Here is a 16,233-nt window from a genome sequence, read left to right on the forward strand (position 1 = left end):
ATCTAACCCTTAAACTCAACTGTTTTGCTGTCGCCATCCACGGTCACTTTTACAAGGCCGTGCTTAGATAGGCCTTTCATGGCTGCATCCCATTTCTTGCCGCTCAGGCCTGCCTGTTGCTTTAATGCATCAAGGGCCAGCTGGCCGCTCACCTTTAACAATTCGGCTACTGCTTTTTCGTCATCACTGAGTTCCACTGCTTTCTTCTCCGGCCTCATTTGCGGGAAGAAAAGCACTTCCTGGATCGACGGGTTATTGGTCAGGTACATGATCAGTCTGTCCATACCAATACCCAATCCCGATGTTGGCGGCATACCATACTCTAAAGCGCGAAGGAAGTCGTTATCAATGAATTGCGCTGCCTCCACGTCGCCACGTTCGGCTAGTTTCAGTTGTGCTTCAAAGCGCTCACGCTGGTCAATAGGGTCATTCAGTTCGCTGTACGCATTAGCGATCTCCTTGCCGCATACCATTAGCTCAAAGCGCTCGGTAAGCTCAGGGTTGTCGCGGTGTTGCTTACACAACGGACTCATTTCTTTCGGATAATCGATGATGAACGTAGGCTGAATGAAGTTGCCTTCGCATTTCTCCCCGAATATCTCATCGATAAGCTTGCCTTTCCCCATGGTCGCATCTACAGCGATGCCCATACCTTTAGCTGCTTCAAATATCTCTTCTTCGGTTTTGCCATAAATGTCAAAGCCGGTGAATTGCTTTATCGCATCGGTCATTGTTACCCTTGCGTACGGTGCCTTAAAGCTTACTTTATGCTCCCCAAAAGTAACATCAGAAGTGCCGTTCACGGCTATGGCGCAATGCTCCAGCAGGCTTTCGGTAAACTCCATCATCCAGTTGTAGTCTTTGTAGGCTACATAAATTTCCATGGCGGTAAATTCAGGGTTATGCGTCCTGTCCATACCCTCGTTGCGGAAGTTTTTAGAGAATTCGTAAACGCCATCAAACCCGCCTACGATAAGCCTTTTCAGGTACAGTTCGTTGGCGATCCTCATGTACAGCGGAATGTCCAGGCTGTTATGGTGCGTAACGAATGGCCTTGCGGCAGCGCCACCCGGTATCGGCTGTAAGATAGGGGTTTCCACTTCAAAATAGCCATTGTCGTTAAAGAACGAACGCATTGCATTGAAGAGTTTTGTCCTCTTTATAAAAACTTCTTTTACCTGTGGGTTCACGATAAGGTCTACATACCTTTGACGGTAACGCAGTTCAGGATCGGTAAAGCTGTCGAAAACTTTCCCGTCGGCATCCGTTTTTGGCATCGGCAATGGGCGCAGTGTTTTGCTCAACAGGCTGAAGTCGGTTACCTTGATAGTCATTTCGCCTACCTGTGTCGTAAAAAGTTCTCCCTCAACTCCAATGAAGTCGCCAAGATCGATCAGTTTTTTGAAAAGCTCATTGTATTTTACCTTGTCTTCACCCGGACAGATCTCGTCGCGGTTAAAGTACAGTTGTATACGGCCTTCGCTGTCCTGCAGCTCTGCAAAAGAAGCCTTGCCCTGTATGCGGACAGACATCAGCCTTCCGGCCACAACTACCTGTTTACCTTCAGAAAAATTTTCCTTCACCTGTTTCGAGGTATGGTCTACCGGAAAAAGGTTGGCGGGATAAGGGTCGATGCCGAGTTTCCTCAGCGCATCCAGTTTTTCTCTGCGGATAATTTCTTGTTCTGAAAGCTGCATGATAGTTATGATTTTAAGGCAGCAAAGATAGTGATATTAGCCAAAATCTTTTAAACCGAATTATATGAATTACCAAATTCGTGAAATTCACGGCAAACCACTATATTTGAAGCACTAAATCAATCAAAATGAAAAAAGGATTACTTTGGGGCTTAGGCCTGATGATGGCGTTTTTTACTACATCATGTACATTTAGCGAAACCATAGTTATTAACGAGAACGGTTCGGGTAAAGTGTCATTTGACATTGACGGTTCCGGGCTTATGGCCATGGCAGGAGATAAAATGGCTGAGGATGGCGAAAAACGCATTGACTCATCGTTTACATTCAAAGAGATGTTAGCTGAAAAAGCCGACAGTATCGCCAAGCTGCCTAAGGAAGAGCAGGCACGGCTAAAGAGCCTGGAGCGTTTTACAGTAAAGATGCTTATGGACCCTGCATCTAAGCGGATGGTTATCAATATGTTCGCTGATTTTGACAATGCCGATAAGCTACAGGATATGATGAACCTGTTCGGTAACCTGAACAGCATGAACAAAAAGGCAGGCCAGCCAGACATGGGCGGGTTATTCCAAAATGGGTCTGAAGTTAGTTATGCTTATGATGGCAAGAAGTTCAGTCGTAAGGTAAAGATCGTCGATAAGCCGAAAAAGAAGGATGAGGAAGGCGATGAGGAGATGTATAAGGCGATGTTTGGCGAATCGAACTACCAGCTGAATTATACATTCCCTAAAAAGGTTAAAAAGGTATCGAACAAGAATGCGGTAATAAGCGCCGACAAGAAAACCGTAACGCTTACCTATCCGCTCAATGAGTTCTTCGACAATCCGAAAGCTATGGCGATCGACGTAGAGTTTGAAAAATAATACATGGTTATCAGGAGTACGTGATCCGGATGAGGTTAAACCCATCCGGATCTTTTATTATGTGGGGACTGTTGTTTTGTTTTGTAACTTTGTATTGCATTAGCGCGTACGAAAATGAACAAGACGATACAATTCCTTGAGTTGGGCAAAATGGACTACAAGGACGCCTGGGATCACCAGGAACAGCTCTTTAAAGAGATACTGGATATAAAGATCGCCAACAGGCGGGAAGCGGCAAATACCGAAACACCTAACTATCTTTTGTTCATAGAGCATCCGCACGTATATACTTTAGGTAAAAGCGGCGACATGGCCAATATGCTCCTCAACGAAAAGCAACTTGAGGCGAAAGGCGCATCCTTTTATAAAATAAACAGAGGAGGGGACATTACCTACCACGGTCCCGGGCAGATCGTAGGTTATCCGATATTAGACCTTGAGAATTTTTTTACAGACATCCACAAGTACCTGCGCCTTTTGGAGGAAATGGTGATACTCACCCTTGCTGAATATGGCATAACCGGCACGCGCAGTGAAGGTGAAACAGGTGTTTGGCTGGATGTAGGCACTCCCTTCGCCCGCAAGATATGCGCTATGGGTGTGCGTGCATCGCGCTGGGTGACCATGCACGGTTTTGCATTTAATGTGAATGCCGACCTGGGTTATTTCGATAATATCATACCGTGCGGGATCCGCGGAAAAGCTGTAACTTCTTTAAATGTCGAGCTTGGCGCTGAAAAGGTAAATGAAGATGAAGTGAAGGAAAAACTCCTGAAGCATTTTGTCGCTCTCTTCGAAGCCGACCTACGGTTTATAGATCGTAACGTGCACATCCTCTAAAATATCGAATTCCAGTTCCAGTTGGTCAGGCAATAGCCGGAACGACTTGCGATGATATTTTGTGATGCCATACTTCCTGATGGCCTCGCGGTGTTCTGCCGTAGGGTAGCCTTTGTTCTTTTTCCAGTTATACATCGGGAATTCTTCGTGGATACTTTCCATGTATTCATCCCTGTAGGTTTTAGCCAGTATAGATGCTGCTGCAATGCTCAGGAATTTGCCATCGCCCTGCACGATGCAGCTGTATGGGATGTTGCTTACGGGTTTAAAGCGGTTGCCGTCTACTATAATATAATGTGGTACCGGGTTGAGTTGGGTAATGCATTCCTGCATAGCCTTAATGGAGGCGTTAAGGATATTGATCTCGTCGATCACTTCCGGTTCAATATGCTTTACGTGGTAGCACAAAGCCTGTTGTTGTATAATGGGGCGCAGGTGCTCACGGATCTTTTCGGTAAGCTGCTTGGAGTCGTTCAGCAGGTCGTTCTTAAAATCTTCAGGCAGTATGACAGCAGCCGCGGTCACTGGTCCCGCAAGGCATCCGCGCCCGGCTTCATCGGTACCGGTCTCATATAAGTGTTCTGAAAATTTTAAAGCAAGCATAAACCTTTACGACCTATTTTACCGTATATCGTTGAGGCAAAGATAGTCCGATTGCGTTAAATTCAGAATTAATCCATTTAAATTTGTGATAATTACTATTTTTGCTAATCCTATGTTGCCGGATAATGTATTTTTGCTGGCTTTCAATAGGAAATGCTATTAACTATTTAACTTTTTTTACTATCGACATGAAAAAAAATACCAGGAGGGCTGTGTTACTGACAGGATTCATAATGTCAGGATTTTCAGTTCTCGCGCAAAATGCTGAACAGCGAAAACAGATCATGAAAGATAATAACCTGGAAGAGCTTGCAAAGATGGAAGCTAGAGAAAGGGAATTTAAGACCGCTAATTATGCAGAGGCATTACGTCTGGCGGAGATAAAGGGATGGCCTTTGACTAGGACGAACAGTAATGGGGAGAACCAAAAGCTTTCCGGCGTTACAGAAGATGGTTACCCTGTTTACTTTACAGCCTATAATCTTGGGGCTGCAATAACTACAAGGGCTAACAAACTTCACCCTAACGGCGGCATGGGGCTTAACCTGACCGGCCTGGGGATGGAAGTTGGTGTGTGGGACGGAGAGCAGGTGCGTATGACCCATGAGAACTTTGATAATAACAGGGTGGAGATCGGGGATACATTTTTGGCCTACGGTGACCATGCTACCCACGTAGCCGGTACTATTGCCGGCGGCGGATTGTTCAAACCGACCGCAAGGGGCATCGCGTACCAGGCCAATATAAAATCTTTCGAAGCATTTCAGGTAGATACGCCCGAAATGATCCAGGAGGCAGCTAACGGTATGCTTGTTTCGAACCACTCGTACGGTTTCTCGCCGATCCCTATGTCAACTTGGTTTTGGGGAGCATATGCCAGCTACGCAAGGAGTATAGATGATCTGACATTCAACGCACCACGATACCAGCCGGTAATTGCGGCAGGTAATGACAGGGGTTCCGTGCCTGAGAATAATCCGGCAAAAGGCGGTTATGATCTTATCAATTGTTACGCTACGGCTAAAAATGCCATAGTTGTTGCTGCAGTGCTCAATGTTCCTAATTACACTCAGCCCAGCAACGTAAATATGTCGAGTTTCAGTAGCTGGGGCCCTACCGATGACAACAGGATAAAGCCGGACATTTCAGCTAAAGGTGTAGGTGTGTATTCAAGCTTTGCCGGGAATAACAGTGACTATGGTCCAAGCCAGGGAACGTCAATGGCAGCGCCGGGCATAGCCGGGTGTATAACTTTGTTGCAACAGCATTTCAATAATTTGAACAGCGCATTCATGTGGTCGTCAACTGTAAGGGGGCTTGTAGCTCATACCGCTGATGAGTGTGGCGATTGGGATGGTCCGGACCCTGCTTTCGGATGGGGCCTGATGAATACGCAAAGGGCAGCACAAGCGATCACCGACAGGGGAGGTTTGTCGATCGTTGACGAAAGGCAGCTTTTGAACAATCAAACCTACACAAGGACGGTAACCTCTAACGGTACAACTGATCTTGTTGCTACCATCTCATGGACAGACAGGCCGGGAGTTCCGAACAATGGTACTGTGGACCCAACATCACCGGTGCTAAGGAACAACCTGGATGTTAGGGTAACAAAAGTAGGAGGTGATACGTATATGCCGTGGAAGTTTGGTGACATGTTATCCGATGCGGCGATCCAGGGTGATAATAACGTGGATAATATCGAGAAGATCGAAATTCCGGGTGCCTCAGGAGAATATGTAATAACGGTTACTCACAAAGGTACGCTGATAGGGGGATTACAAAATTATTCACTGATCGTTACCGGTATTGTTGATACGGCAGGAATAGAGGATCAGGCGGCACAAATGTTCTCGGTATGGCCTAACCCGGCCCAGGGTCAGGTTAATGTTGAACTTATTGATGTGGCCGATGATAAAGCTGCGGTGGCTATATATGACATCCAGGGGCGGGTAGTATTCCAAAGCAAGCTTACTTCGGGTGTTAACACCTTTAGTACAGATGGACTTTCTGCAGGTGTCTATGTGGTGAATGTGAACAATGGGAATAAAGTCCAGACTAAAAAGCTGGTGATTAAATAATTTAAAATATTAATTAAATTTTAAACTATAACGCAACCTTTTAATTTTAACGGCATCTAATTATAAAGCGTCAACTTTTAGTTGACGTTTTGGTTTAATTCAAAAATAGATGCATTATGTGGACAATTATTATTAATCTTTTATGGTTTTTCAATTTATATTAAAAATGCGGAGAACTTTAGAAGGTAATGGCAAGTTAAAAGTTTGTTATATTAAAATAAATTAATAGATTTGCAACTTAACTAACTCAAATTAATTAAATATGAAATCAAAGTTTACTTGGATTTTTACGCTGTTACTGGCGTTTTTTATTCAGTTTTCCTTTGCGCAGGAGAGAACTGTTACAGGAGTCGTGAATGACTCTCAGGGAAATCCGATTCCCGGTGTAAATGTAAAAGTTCAGGGTGGCGGTACGGGTATCCAGACTGATTTTGATGGTAATTTTGCCATCCAGGCCGCTGCCGGACAAAAGATCGAATTCTCTTATGTAAGTATGAAGACACAGGTTGTTACTGTGCCGGCTTCTGGGAACATAGGTTCTGTAAGTTTAGAAGAGGATGTTGAGCAGCTTGAAACTGTTGTTGTTGAGGGGTATAGGAGTACAACCAGGCCGCTATCTAACATTGCGGTTACGACTGTTACTTCAAAAACTATCGAAGGCAGGCCGAATGCTTCATTTATCCAGACACTTCAGGGCCAGATACCTGGTTTGAACATCTCTACGGGTTCAGGTCAGCCTGGTGCTAACAGTACAGTGATCCTAAGGGGTTACGGATCTATCAATGGTAAGGTTGAGCCTTTGTTCGTGATAGATGGTGTGCCTTTGGATGCAGATAACTTCCGAAGCCTTAACCCGAATGATATCGAATCGGTTTCAGTTTTGAAAGATGCCGGTGCGACTTCTATCTACGGTAACAGGGGTGCTAACGGTGTTATCATTGTTAAGACTAAGAAAGGTTCGTTTGATTCTGCTCTTCAGATCAAATATACCGGCATTACAAGCTTTACGCAAATGCAGAGCAATAAGTACAATGTAATGAACTCGAGGCAATTGCTTAACCTTGAAAAAGGTGTTGGCCGTGGTTTTGGTGCTACGCTTACAGATGAAGAGATCGCTGCTTATGATGTTAACACGAACTGGAAAGATGTTCTTTTCAGGACCGGTACTTCTCAAAACCACGTATTGAGCCTTACAGGTGGTGGTTCGAACATTTCATCATTTACTTCATTTGGTTTCTTTGATCAGGAAGGTATCCTTCTTGATACAAGGCTAAAGAGGTTCAACTTCAGGAACAACCTTTCTGGTAAGAGCAATAATAATAAGTTCAATTACTCTACAGCTGTTACGATCAACTACTCAAGGAGGGACGAAGCTTCAAGTATAGGTAGCGGTAGTGTGAACATCAACCCTGTATTGGGTGCTAACCAGGGTGCGCCTTACATTGATCCGCGCTGGTATACTAACGGACAGAACCTTGTTGATATGTATAATGGTGATCCTGTAGCTAACCCACTGGGTATTGGTGTTGGAACACTTGCGCTTTCGCCGCTTATGCAGCTTGACATCATGAAGACAGGTACTCTTCAGACAGAAGAATTGAAAATGATAGGTAATGTTCAGGCTAGCTACAAACTAACAGATGACATTACAGCTGGTACTACTTTTGGTGCTGACTATACTCAGGCTACAAGCCTTCAGGTACAGGATCCAAACTCATTTAACTCATTGTTTTTTGAGCAGGGAGAGGATTTCCTTGGATGGCAGTTTGAAAGTTTTGCAAGGAACATATTGTTCAATACAAATACAAGTCTTAACTATAACAAGTCTTTTGGTAACCACACGATCGATGCGTCTGTATTTACAGAATATGTAAAAGCGCATTCAAAGTCATTTAACTATGCTCAGAACGGTTTGGATCCAAAAGTATTTGTGCCTGGCAATGGTGCAGGCTTTACGCCTTTCAACCCAGACACCCCTACTTTCTACGTTCCTGAAGTTGCTTCAGGAAAAGGTACTGCGGGTCTATTCTCGTACTTTGGTAGTATTGACTACGATTACATGCAAAAGTATGGTCTTAGCGCCACAGTGCGTAGGGATGCATCGTACCGTTTTGCTGAAACGAACCGTTGGGGAACTTACTGGTCTGTATCAGGAAGGTGGAACATTGACAGGGAGTCATTTATGGAAGGCCTTCCTTTCCAGATGCTGAAACTAAGGGCTTCTTATGGTACAGCAGGTAACCAGAACATTTTGGGTGAGAGTATATTCAATGCGCCAAACGGTGCAAGGACATTGTTCGCTCAGGGCGCCGGTTATAACCTTGAAACTGCGTACATACTTGGTCAGCTTGGTAACCCGGACCTTATGTGGGAAACAGTTGAGCAAGGGAATATTGGTGTTGACTTTGAAATGTTCAGCCGCAGGTTGAGGGGTACATTCGATGTATACCGTAAAGAGACCAAAGACCTTTACCAGGAAGCTCAGCTATCTGCTGTTACCGGTACCTACCAAATTAATGCTAACGGCGGTTCTATGAGGAACCAGGGTGTTGAAGCACTATTGTCTTATGACCTTTTCAAGACTGAAGACTTCCTTTTCACACTGAACTTTAACGGTTCATACAACAGGAACACAATGCTTGACATTACGAACGTAGACAACTTCCGTGACAACGGCCTTCAGGCTGATGACGAAGGAGGATCACTTGGTCAGTTCTACCTTATAAAATATGCTGGTGTTAACCCTGCTAATGGTAACCTTTTGTTCTATGATAAAGAAGGTAATCTTACTGAGAACCCAACCGTTAATGACAGGAGGCTGACAGATAAGTCGCCGATCCCTACATACCAGGGTGGTTTTGGATTTGATGCTACGTACAAAGGATTCTTCCTTACTACACAGTTCTCTTATGTAGCTGATATCTACAGGTTCGATTATGACCTTGAAGGACTTCAGGACCCTACTGACATCGGTGTATGGAATAAATCAACAGACCTTCTTAACGCATGGACACCGGACAATAGGGAAACTGACATACCATCGCTTACGCTTACCAACAAAGGTATAGATGGTGATTCTGACAGGTACCTTAGGGATGCTTCTTACTTACGATTGAGGTATGTAAGCCTTGGTTATAACTTCAGCAATAAGATATTGGACAAAACTCCTTTCTCAAGCTTAAGGGCTTATTTCCAGGCAGAGAACCTGGTTACATGGTCTAAATGGAGAGGATGGGATGCAGAGAGTAACCGTGGAGCTGACCAGTACCAGTACCCAACTCCAAGAATACTATCTCTAGGTCTAGAAGTACAATTTTAAAAAAAATGAAAATGAATATGAAAAACTTAAAAGCGATCTTATTTATTGTTACAGCTTCACTGTTTGTTGCGTGTGACGATGCTATCGATATAACGCAGCCGAGTGAGCTGCCGCCGGACAGGGTTTACGAAACCGTTGCTGATATGCAAGCCGGTATTAGTGGTGTATACGCATCTATCCCGGGAGAGAATGCTATTTACTTTACTTCCCTTTTTACTGATGAGGTAGCTATAGGTATAGGTAATGGCGGACAGGGGCAAAGCGGAGAGTTGGCTTTCCTTCTTAATGCTAACTCTGGTGACGCGGCCTCTATATGGTTGTCAAACTATTCACTTATCAATGCTGCTAACAGGCTGATAAATGGTGTTGAGAATGTTGTGGTTAATACTGAAGAAGGTTCGGATGAGACAGTGTGGTACAACCACATACTTGCCGAAGCTCACGCTTTAAGGGCGTTTGGTCACTTCCAGTTGCTTACATACTTCTCTGAGGATATGAAGAATGACGGTTCACTTGGTGTTATCATGATGGACTTTGCTCCTGACGGAGATGACATTTATGTACAGTTGCCAAGGAACACTACAGGAGAGGTATTCAACTTTATCGAGAGCGACCTTCAGTTTGCTGAAGACAACCTTTCTGACACCAACCCAAGGCCTGGTGATAATCTTGATACCCCTATCCTGAATACTTACATAAGGCTTCCGTTCATCCACGCTTTCAAAGCGCGTATGGCTGCTTACAGGGGAGACTATGCTACGGCAAAAACGTATGTTGATCTATTGGATACTACTGGCGGACCTACGTTCCCTGTTGCTAACGCAGGATACAACCTTACTCCTAGGAATAGCTACCGTGCTATTTGGACTGACAGTGAGCCGACAGCTCAAAGTGAAGTGATCTTCAAGCTTGAAAGGCGTAATCCGGGTGGTAACACTACAGGTAACTTCTCACAATTCTGGTCTTCTGTTAACAGCTCTGTGACCGGTTCACCATTCTTCGAAGTGAACAGGGCATTGTTTAACCTCGTGTACAACACAGCGGATATCAGGGAAGATGTGCTTGTAGATGAGTCAGCGTTCACTTCAGGTACGATACTTCCGAACTATAATGATGTTAATGATTATGTGTACGCTACTGAGGATGTACTTCCTGTAGGTAAATATACACGTACTGAGAACCTTAACTTCCTTGCGGATGTGAAAGTTTTCAGGTTCTCTGAAATGGTTCTTATCAGGGCTGAGTATTATGCGAGCCTGGGCGATATTCCTAACGCTATTGCACAGGTTAACCTTGTAAGGGCTGCACGTTATGGCAATAACAGTGGTAATATCAATGCTGCGACAGTTACTACTGTACAACAGGCATGGGCCTTTATCCTTAGGGAGAGAAGGATCGAGCTTGCTTTCGAAGGCCACCGTTATGTTGATCTTAGGCGTTTAGGCCCTCTTGCCGGTGTAGGTGTTGATCGTGATCCAAGGGATTGTGAGTTCAATGGTTTCTGTACGCTTCCTGCTGATGATCACAGGTTCGTTCTGCCTATTCCAAGGGCTGAGACTGCTGCGAATACTAACATCCAGCAGAACCCAGGTTATTAATCTTTAAAAAAAAGCAAAATGAAAAAATATCTTTTAAAAATCGCCGCCTGCGCTTTCATTATCGGAACGCTGGCAAGCTGTGAAGAGGACAAGGTTTTTCAGGATGTCAACAATGGACAGGCTTTGGCCGGTTTCAATGCTGACTCAGGCAACCTTAAGGCATTCGATCCTAACGAGTTTACAACACCGTCTGAAATTATAATTGAAGTTGGTGTTACTACCAAGTCCAATCAGGACAGGGCGATACAAGTTGTTGTTAATGAAGAATTGAGCACGGCATTGCCATCTCAATATACAATTGACATGAGTTCTCTTGTTATCCCTGCCGGTGAATACGTTGCAAAAGTAAAGATCACGGCTAATTATGATGCATTGCCTGAAACTGAAAGCACTACTTTAGTCCTTGATCTTGTTTCGGTTGAAGGAATGGATCTTTTGGATTCGGACAGGTCAAGGTTTATTGCTGAGTTGTTCAGGGTTTGCCCTAGGGACATCCCAACTACCTATACTGGATTCGTTACAGGTTCTGTAGGTGCCGGTACTGAAGAATTTACAGTTACATTTACTGCGGGTGCTGAAGTTGCTACATATTCTACTCCTAACCTTTGGGGTAATTTTGTAAGCGGTGCTACAGGAAGTAACCAGTACGATGGTCAATATCCTTATGACGCTACATTGGTTATCAATTGTGATAACACTGTAGATGTTACAGGTAACGTTGATTACGCGACTGGCGGTACAGGAACTTTTGATCCTAATACAAATGAGTTCCAGTTGTATCTGGGCCAGGGATTATTCACGCAGCAATTTACTGCTGACGTATACCTGATGCCTGTTCAGTAATTGGCAATTGTATATAGTATATAAATTAGGGCTTTCATACGAAAGCCCTTTTTTTTGGCGTTTCCTGAATATTCCTGTTGCTAAAATTTAATTACATTTGCCTAAATTTAATCCAAATGCAAAGAATTTTTCTTTCTGTTTTTCTTTTAATGCTTCCTGTCCTGCTGTTATCTCAGGAAAAGAGAAAGGGAAAATTAAATTCCCAGTCAAAAGGCCGGCCGGCCCAAACCCTGGAGCCTTCGGTCAATAATGATCGTGAGAAAAAGGATATTACAGAGGCCGACACTATCGCAACCATCGATATGTACAAGATAGTGACATTGGAAAGGGATACGATAATGGTCGATACCTCGCTTACCGTGCGGGATGAATACAGGAATAACTATTTGAGGAAGGATAACTTTGGCTTATTGTCATTCCCGAATGATGGACAGACCTATAATACGCTTGATTATGGGCTTACCAAATTTAACCCTTTTCCGGAATTTGGCTTTCGCGCCAAACATTTTGCGTATATGGAAGCAGAGGACATTAACTACTATAACGTTGCTACGCCCTACACTGACTTGTTTTACAGATCGGTACAAAAGCAGGGGCAGATACTAGATGCTTTCATTACTGTGAATACCTCTGAGAACCTGAATATGTTCGTAGCTTATAAAGGTATCAGGTCTATTGGTAAGTATATCAATTCAATATCCAGTAGCGGTAATTTCCGCATTGGGGGAAGTTATAATACAACAGGTAAAAGATATTTTGTGAAGTTACATTTTACAGGGCAGGATATTTCCAACCAGGAAAATGGAGGCATTGTCAGCCCCGAACTTTTCGAAAGTGGTGAAGATCCCTACACCCAGCGGGAGCGCCTTGATGTGTATTTTAAAGATGCGACATCAATACTTAAAGGTAACCGTTTTTTTGTCGACCACACTTTCAGGCTTAGTAAAGATAATCCTAACAGCCTGGTCTTTCATCACCGGTTTACGTACGAGACCAAGTTTTTTGAATACACCCAGCCTACCCGAAGCAACCGCTTTGGAGCGTCATATACTACTGCTATCAATAACAAGACTCGCTACAACATGATGTATAATATGGTTGGGGCTGCTTATACAAATGAGGATATTGGTATGCTGGAGTTCTATGTGGAGGACTATAACTACAACTACTTTTATCGTACTATCATTCTTAATCCCGATGGTTCGCTGGGTATCCCTAATGCGATAGACGACAGGATCAATACCTATGGCGCACGATATACCTATCAAAAGGATAAGCTTAAAGGGACTGCCCTGGTGTCAAATTCTATAACTGACCAATCATTGGCTAACATTGACATTTCCGCCAGTTATGAAATTGATGAAGAAAATAGTGTAACGGCACGTTACCAGAACATGAACAAACTGCCTAACCTAAACTTCAGGTTGTACCAGAGTGATTACAAAGCATACAACTGGAATAACAACGATCTGAAGAATGAAAAGATCAACAGTTTTGAGTTTGAGGCCAAGACGAAATGGGTTGACGCGTCGATACAATATACCATTCTTAACGACCATTTGTTTTTTAAGAACGAATTTGTGAACACTATCACGGCTGCGGATAATATCGATACACTTCATGTAAAGCCGCAGCAGTATGGTAATACGATCAACTATTTCTCCGTTAAGGTCGGCCGTGAGTTCAGGCTGTGGAAATTCGCACTCGACAATACGGTACTTTACCAAAAAGTTGATCAAAAAGATAACGTGTTAAATGTGCCGGAGCTTGTCACTAGGAATACGTTTTACTATTCAGAGCACCTTTTTAAGAAAGCACTCTATCTTCAGACAGGCTTTACTTTCCAATACTTTACAAAATATTATGGCAATGATTACAACCCATTGTTAGGTGAGTTTTTTGTACAGGATGAAAAGGAATTTGGTGGTTTCCCGCTGATCGATTTTTTCATCAATGCAAAGATCAAAGAGTTCAGGCTTTTCCTCAGGGCAGAGCATTTAAATTCTTCAATGACCGGATACGATTATTATTCGGCTCCCAATGTTCCCTACCGCGACTTTACTATCAGGTTTGGGGTGATTTGGGATTTCTTCTCCTAAATTACCAAATTGATAAGCGGTCATTTAGTTGGAATGAAATAATTCCGATTAAATTAAAGGATATGCAATATATTTGCAGAGCTCATAATGTAGCACAAAAAACGTAATATGAAATACGCAGAAAATATATTAGGTACCATCGGTAATACGCCAATGGTCAAGCTAAATAAGATAGTCGATGGCATAGATGCATTGGTGCTTGCCAAAGTGGAAACATTCAATCCCGGCAATTCTGTAAAGGACAGGATGGCCGTTAAAATGATCGAAGATGCCGAGGCCGACGGAAGGCTAAAGCCGGGTGGCACGATCATCGAAGGTACATCGGGCAATACAGGCATGGGCCTTGCGCTGTGTGCCATTGTAAAAGGGTACAAGCTCATCTGTGTGATCAGTGATAAGCAGTCTAAAGAGAAAATGGACATACTACGCGCCGTTGGTGCCAAGGTAGTGGTTTGCCCTACTGATGTTGAACCGACAGATCCGCGTTCGTACTACTCCGTATCAAAACGACTTGCGGAGGAGACCCCTAATTCCTGGTATGTGAACCAGTATGACAACCTGAGCAATGCCAAAGCGCACTATGAGCAGACAGGCCCTGAGATATGGGAGCAGACAGAGGGTAAGATAACCCACTTTATTGTAGGTGTTGGCACCGGCGGAACTATTTCAGGTGTAGGTAAATATTTGAAAGAGAAGAACCCAAATGTAAAATGTTGGGGGATTGATACGTATGGGTCAGTATTCAAAAAATACCATGAGACCGGAATTTTTGACGAGAACGAGATCTACTCCTACATAACTGAAGGTATAGGTGAGGACATCCTGCCTAAAAACGTAGACTTCTCGCTAATCGACGGTTTTACGAAAGTAACCGATAAGGATGCTGCCGTATATACCCGCAAGCTCGCTCTCGAAGAAGGTATTTTCGTAGGGAACTCAGCAGGAGCGGCTATAAAAGGACTGCTTCAGTTGAAGGATGAATTTAAACCTGACGATGTAGTTGTTGTGCTTTTCCACGACAGCGGCAGCCGCTATGTAGGAAAGATGTTCAACGACGACTGGATGCGTGAGCGCGGATTCCTTGACGAGGACATCACAAAGGCGGAAGACCTTATAAAAGACCATTCTGATAAGCCGCTTGTGATCGTGCGTACAGAGGAGTTGGTAAGCCATGCCATAGAACGTCTTCGCAAGTATAAAATATCACAGATCCCTGTTATCGATACGAACGGATTTGTAGGCTCAGTAGATGAGACCGACCTCTTCCGCAGCTATGTGGAAGATAAGGACATTGCCGAAAAACCTATACGCGAAGTAATGGGCAAACCGTACCCAATAGTGCAGAAAAATACTTCTATCGAAGAGATCTCTAAACTCATCAATAGGGACAACCAGGCTGTACTGGTAGACCTGGGCGGTGGCAAGCACCATATCATTACCAAGCACGATATCATCAGTTCCATAAAGTAATAGTAAGCCTCGCAATGCGGGGCTTTTTTGTGGTCATTTGTTTTAAATTAAGATAATCGTTTGAAGCAGCTATTTACCGCATTTTTGTAATGGCTTGGTACTGCTGTCCGCTCTATCTGCTCCGCGCCTTGCCTTTGCCGGCAGGCGGGCTCCGCAGGATGCCGCTGCCATCAGGGCTAGCGGTAAATTTAGGTTAGCCAGGAAACGCCGTTACACCTTGTTGGGTCTACAGTTCAAATTAATTAGTATTTTTGCCGCAAACGAATTTTATGAACTTCACCGCCATCGACTTCGAGACTGCTACCGGCCACGCGCAAAGTGCCTGCGCCGTAGGCATTTTTACAGTTGAGGATGGCATCATTACCGAAGAATACCACACCCTCATACAGCCGCCCGATAATGAGTACTGGTACCGCAACATCATGGTACATGGCATCACGCCGGCACAGACACTGGAAGTGCCTACATTTGATGTGTTGTTCCCTGAAATTCAAAAGAGGCTTTTCGGCAGGAAGATAGTGGCGCATAACGAATCTTTTGACCGCAATGTGCTCATGAAGACCATGAGTTGGTATGGCCTGTATTACGATGAGCTCGAGCTCGCCGGCCGTTGGGAATGCACCTGCAAAATATACCGTGCCAAAGGCTACCCAAAAGCCAACCTCAAATACTGCAGCGACCGAAATGGCATCCAGCTCAACCACCATGAGGCCTTGAGCGATGCACGGGCATGTGCGAAATTGTATTTGCTGCATGACGGGCAGGTAGGAATGAAGTTGTGATCTGATCTTACAGATACTGCTAAGATCTTAAAAAT

Annotated in this window: 11 protein-coding genes and 1 pseudogene; 10 read left to right on the forward strand and 2 right to left on the reverse strand. The window is 44.0% G+C overall.

The window, feature by feature from the left end; all coding sequences use genetic code 11:
* Nucleotides 1–2: 2 nt before the first annotated feature.
* Nucleotides 3–1,697 carry a lysine--tRNA ligase gene (gene lysS, locus ACT6R0_RS08840; RefSeq protein ID WP_444652599.1) on the reverse strand — a complete coding sequence of 565 codons (1,695 nt, stop codon included), beginning with the start codon at nucleotides 1,695–1,697 and terminating at the stop codon, nucleotides 3–5.
* A 128-nt stretch (nucleotides 1,698–1,825) separates the two neighbouring features.
* On the opposite strand from lysS, the gene ACT6R0_RS08845 reads away from it, so the two are divergent.
* Both ACT6R0_RS08845 and lipB read left to right on the forward strand, forming a co-directional pair.
* Nucleotides 1,826–2,563, forward strand: a complete 738-nt coding sequence (locus tag ACT6R0_RS08845) for a hypothetical protein (RefSeq protein ID WP_444652598.1) — start codon at nucleotides 1,826–1,828, stop codon at nucleotides 2,561–2,563.
* A 114-nt stretch (nucleotides 2,564–2,677) separates the two neighbouring features.
* A complete protein-coding gene (lipB, locus tag ACT6R0_RS08850) occupies nucleotides 2,678–3,403 on the forward strand; it encodes a lipoyl(octanoyl) transferase LipB (RefSeq protein WP_444652597.1) in 726 nt (241 codons plus the stop codon).
* Here the strand turns inward: lipB and ACT6R0_RS08855 are convergent.
* Nucleotides 3,368–3,958, reverse strand: a pseudogene (locus tag ACT6R0_RS08855) (ribonuclease HII); the annotation flags it as partial. The gene lipB and the pseudogene ACT6R0_RS08855 sit on opposite strands and share 36 nt — an antisense overlap.
* Here ACT6R0_RS08855 and ACT6R0_RS08860 point away from each other — a divergent pair.
* The 8 genes from ACT6R0_RS08860 (at nucleotide 3,909) to ACT6R0_RS08895 (ending at nucleotide 16,198) form a co-directional block, all read left to right on the forward strand.
* Nucleotides 3,909–4,052 carry a hypothetical protein gene (locus ACT6R0_RS08860; protein ID WP_444652596.1) on the forward strand — a complete coding sequence of 48 codons (144 nt, stop codon included), beginning with the start codon at nucleotides 3,909–3,911 and terminating at the stop codon, nucleotides 4,050–4,052. The pseudogene ACT6R0_RS08855 and the gene ACT6R0_RS08860 overlap by 50 nt on opposite strands.
* 142 nt (nucleotides 4,053–4,194) lie before the next feature.
* Entirely contained in the window at nucleotides 4,195–6,087 is a 1,893-nt protein-coding gene (locus ACT6R0_RS08865; RefSeq protein ID WP_444652595.1) for a S8 family serine peptidase, read from the forward strand.
* 262 nt (nucleotides 6,088–6,349) lie between these two features.
* Nucleotides 6,350–9,406, forward strand: a complete 3,057-nt coding sequence (locus ACT6R0_RS08870; protein WP_444652594.1) for a SusC/RagA family TonB-linked outer membrane protein — start codon at nucleotides 6,350–6,352, stop codon at nucleotides 9,404–9,406.
* 17 nt (nucleotides 9,407–9,423) lie between these two features.
* A complete protein-coding gene (locus ACT6R0_RS08875; protein WP_444652593.1) occupies nucleotides 9,424–11,004 on the forward strand; it encodes a RagB/SusD family nutrient uptake outer membrane protein in 1,581 nt (526 codons plus the stop codon).
* A gap of 18 nt (nucleotides 11,005–11,022) precedes the next feature.
* The gene (locus ACT6R0_RS08880) at nucleotides 11,023–11,847 is read left to right on the forward strand and encodes a hypothetical protein (RefSeq protein ID WP_444652592.1); all 825 of its coding nucleotides are present in this window, start codon (nucleotides 11,023–11,025) and stop codon (nucleotides 11,845–11,847) included.
* A 116-nt stretch (nucleotides 11,848–11,963) separates the two neighbouring features.
* Nucleotides 11,964–13,946, forward strand: coding sequence for a putative porin (locus tag ACT6R0_RS08885; RefSeq protein ID WP_444652591.1), 1,983 nt, complete (start codon nucleotides 11,964–11,966; stop codon nucleotides 13,944–13,946).
* A 108-nt stretch (nucleotides 13,947–14,054) separates the two neighbouring features.
* Nucleotides 14,055–15,416 carry a pyridoxal-phosphate dependent enzyme gene (locus tag ACT6R0_RS08890; protein WP_444652590.1) on the forward strand — a complete coding sequence of 454 codons (1,362 nt, stop codon included), beginning with the start codon at nucleotides 14,055–14,057 and terminating at the stop codon, nucleotides 15,414–15,416.
* A 269-nt stretch (nucleotides 15,417–15,685) separates the two neighbouring features.
* Nucleotides 15,686–16,198, forward strand: a complete 513-nt coding sequence (locus ACT6R0_RS08895) for a 3'-5' exonuclease (RefSeq protein WP_444652589.1) — start codon at nucleotides 15,686–15,688, stop codon at nucleotides 16,196–16,198.
* Nucleotides 16,199–16,233 lie beyond the last annotated feature (35 nt).

The sequence above is a fragment of the Flavobacterium sp. genome (assembly GCF_052437795.1).
Classification (GTDB): domain Bacteria; phylum Bacteroidota; class Bacteroidia; order Flavobacteriales; family Flavobacteriaceae; genus Flavobacterium.

What these genes read in the sequence shown, in the direction of transcription:
- lysS (WP_444652599.1), bottom strand. Translation starts at nt 1,697, where the DNA reads ATGCAGCTTTCAGAACAAGAAATTATCCGCAGAGAAAAACTGGATGCG.
- ACT6R0_RS08845 (WP_444652598.1), top strand. Translation starts at nt 1,826, where the DNA reads ATGAAAAAAGGATTACTTTGGGGCTTAGGCCTGATGATGGCGTTTTTT.
- lipB (WP_444652597.1), top strand. Translation starts at nt 2,678, where the DNA reads ATGAACAAGACGATACAATTCCTTGAGTTGGGCAAAATGGACTACAAG.
- ACT6R0_RS08860 (WP_444652596.1), top strand. Translation starts at nt 3,909, where the DNA reads ATGACAGCAGCCGCGGTCACTGGTCCCGCAAGGCATCCGCGCCCGGCT.
- ACT6R0_RS08865 (WP_444652595.1), top strand. Translation starts at nt 4,195, where the DNA reads ATGAAAAAAAATACCAGGAGGGCTGTGTTACTGACAGGATTCATAATG.
- ACT6R0_RS08870 (WP_444652594.1), top strand. Translation starts at nt 6,350, where the DNA reads ATGAAATCAAAGTTTACTTGGATTTTTACGCTGTTACTGGCGTTTTTT.
- ACT6R0_RS08875 (WP_444652593.1), top strand. Translation starts at nt 9,424, where the DNA reads ATGAAAAACTTAAAAGCGATCTTATTTATTGTTACAGCTTCACTGTTT.
- ACT6R0_RS08880 (WP_444652592.1), top strand. Translation starts at nt 11,023, where the DNA reads ATGAAAAAATATCTTTTAAAAATCGCCGCCTGCGCTTTCATTATCGGA.
- ACT6R0_RS08885 (WP_444652591.1), top strand. Translation starts at nt 11,964, where the DNA reads ATGCAAAGAATTTTTCTTTCTGTTTTTCTTTTAATGCTTCCTGTCCTG.
- ACT6R0_RS08890 (WP_444652590.1), top strand. Translation starts at nt 14,055, where the DNA reads ATGAAATACGCAGAAAATATATTAGGTACCATCGGTAATACGCCAATG.
- ACT6R0_RS08895 (WP_444652589.1), top strand. Translation starts at nt 15,686, where the DNA reads ATGAACTTCACCGCCATCGACTTCGAGACTGCTACCGGCCACGCGCAA.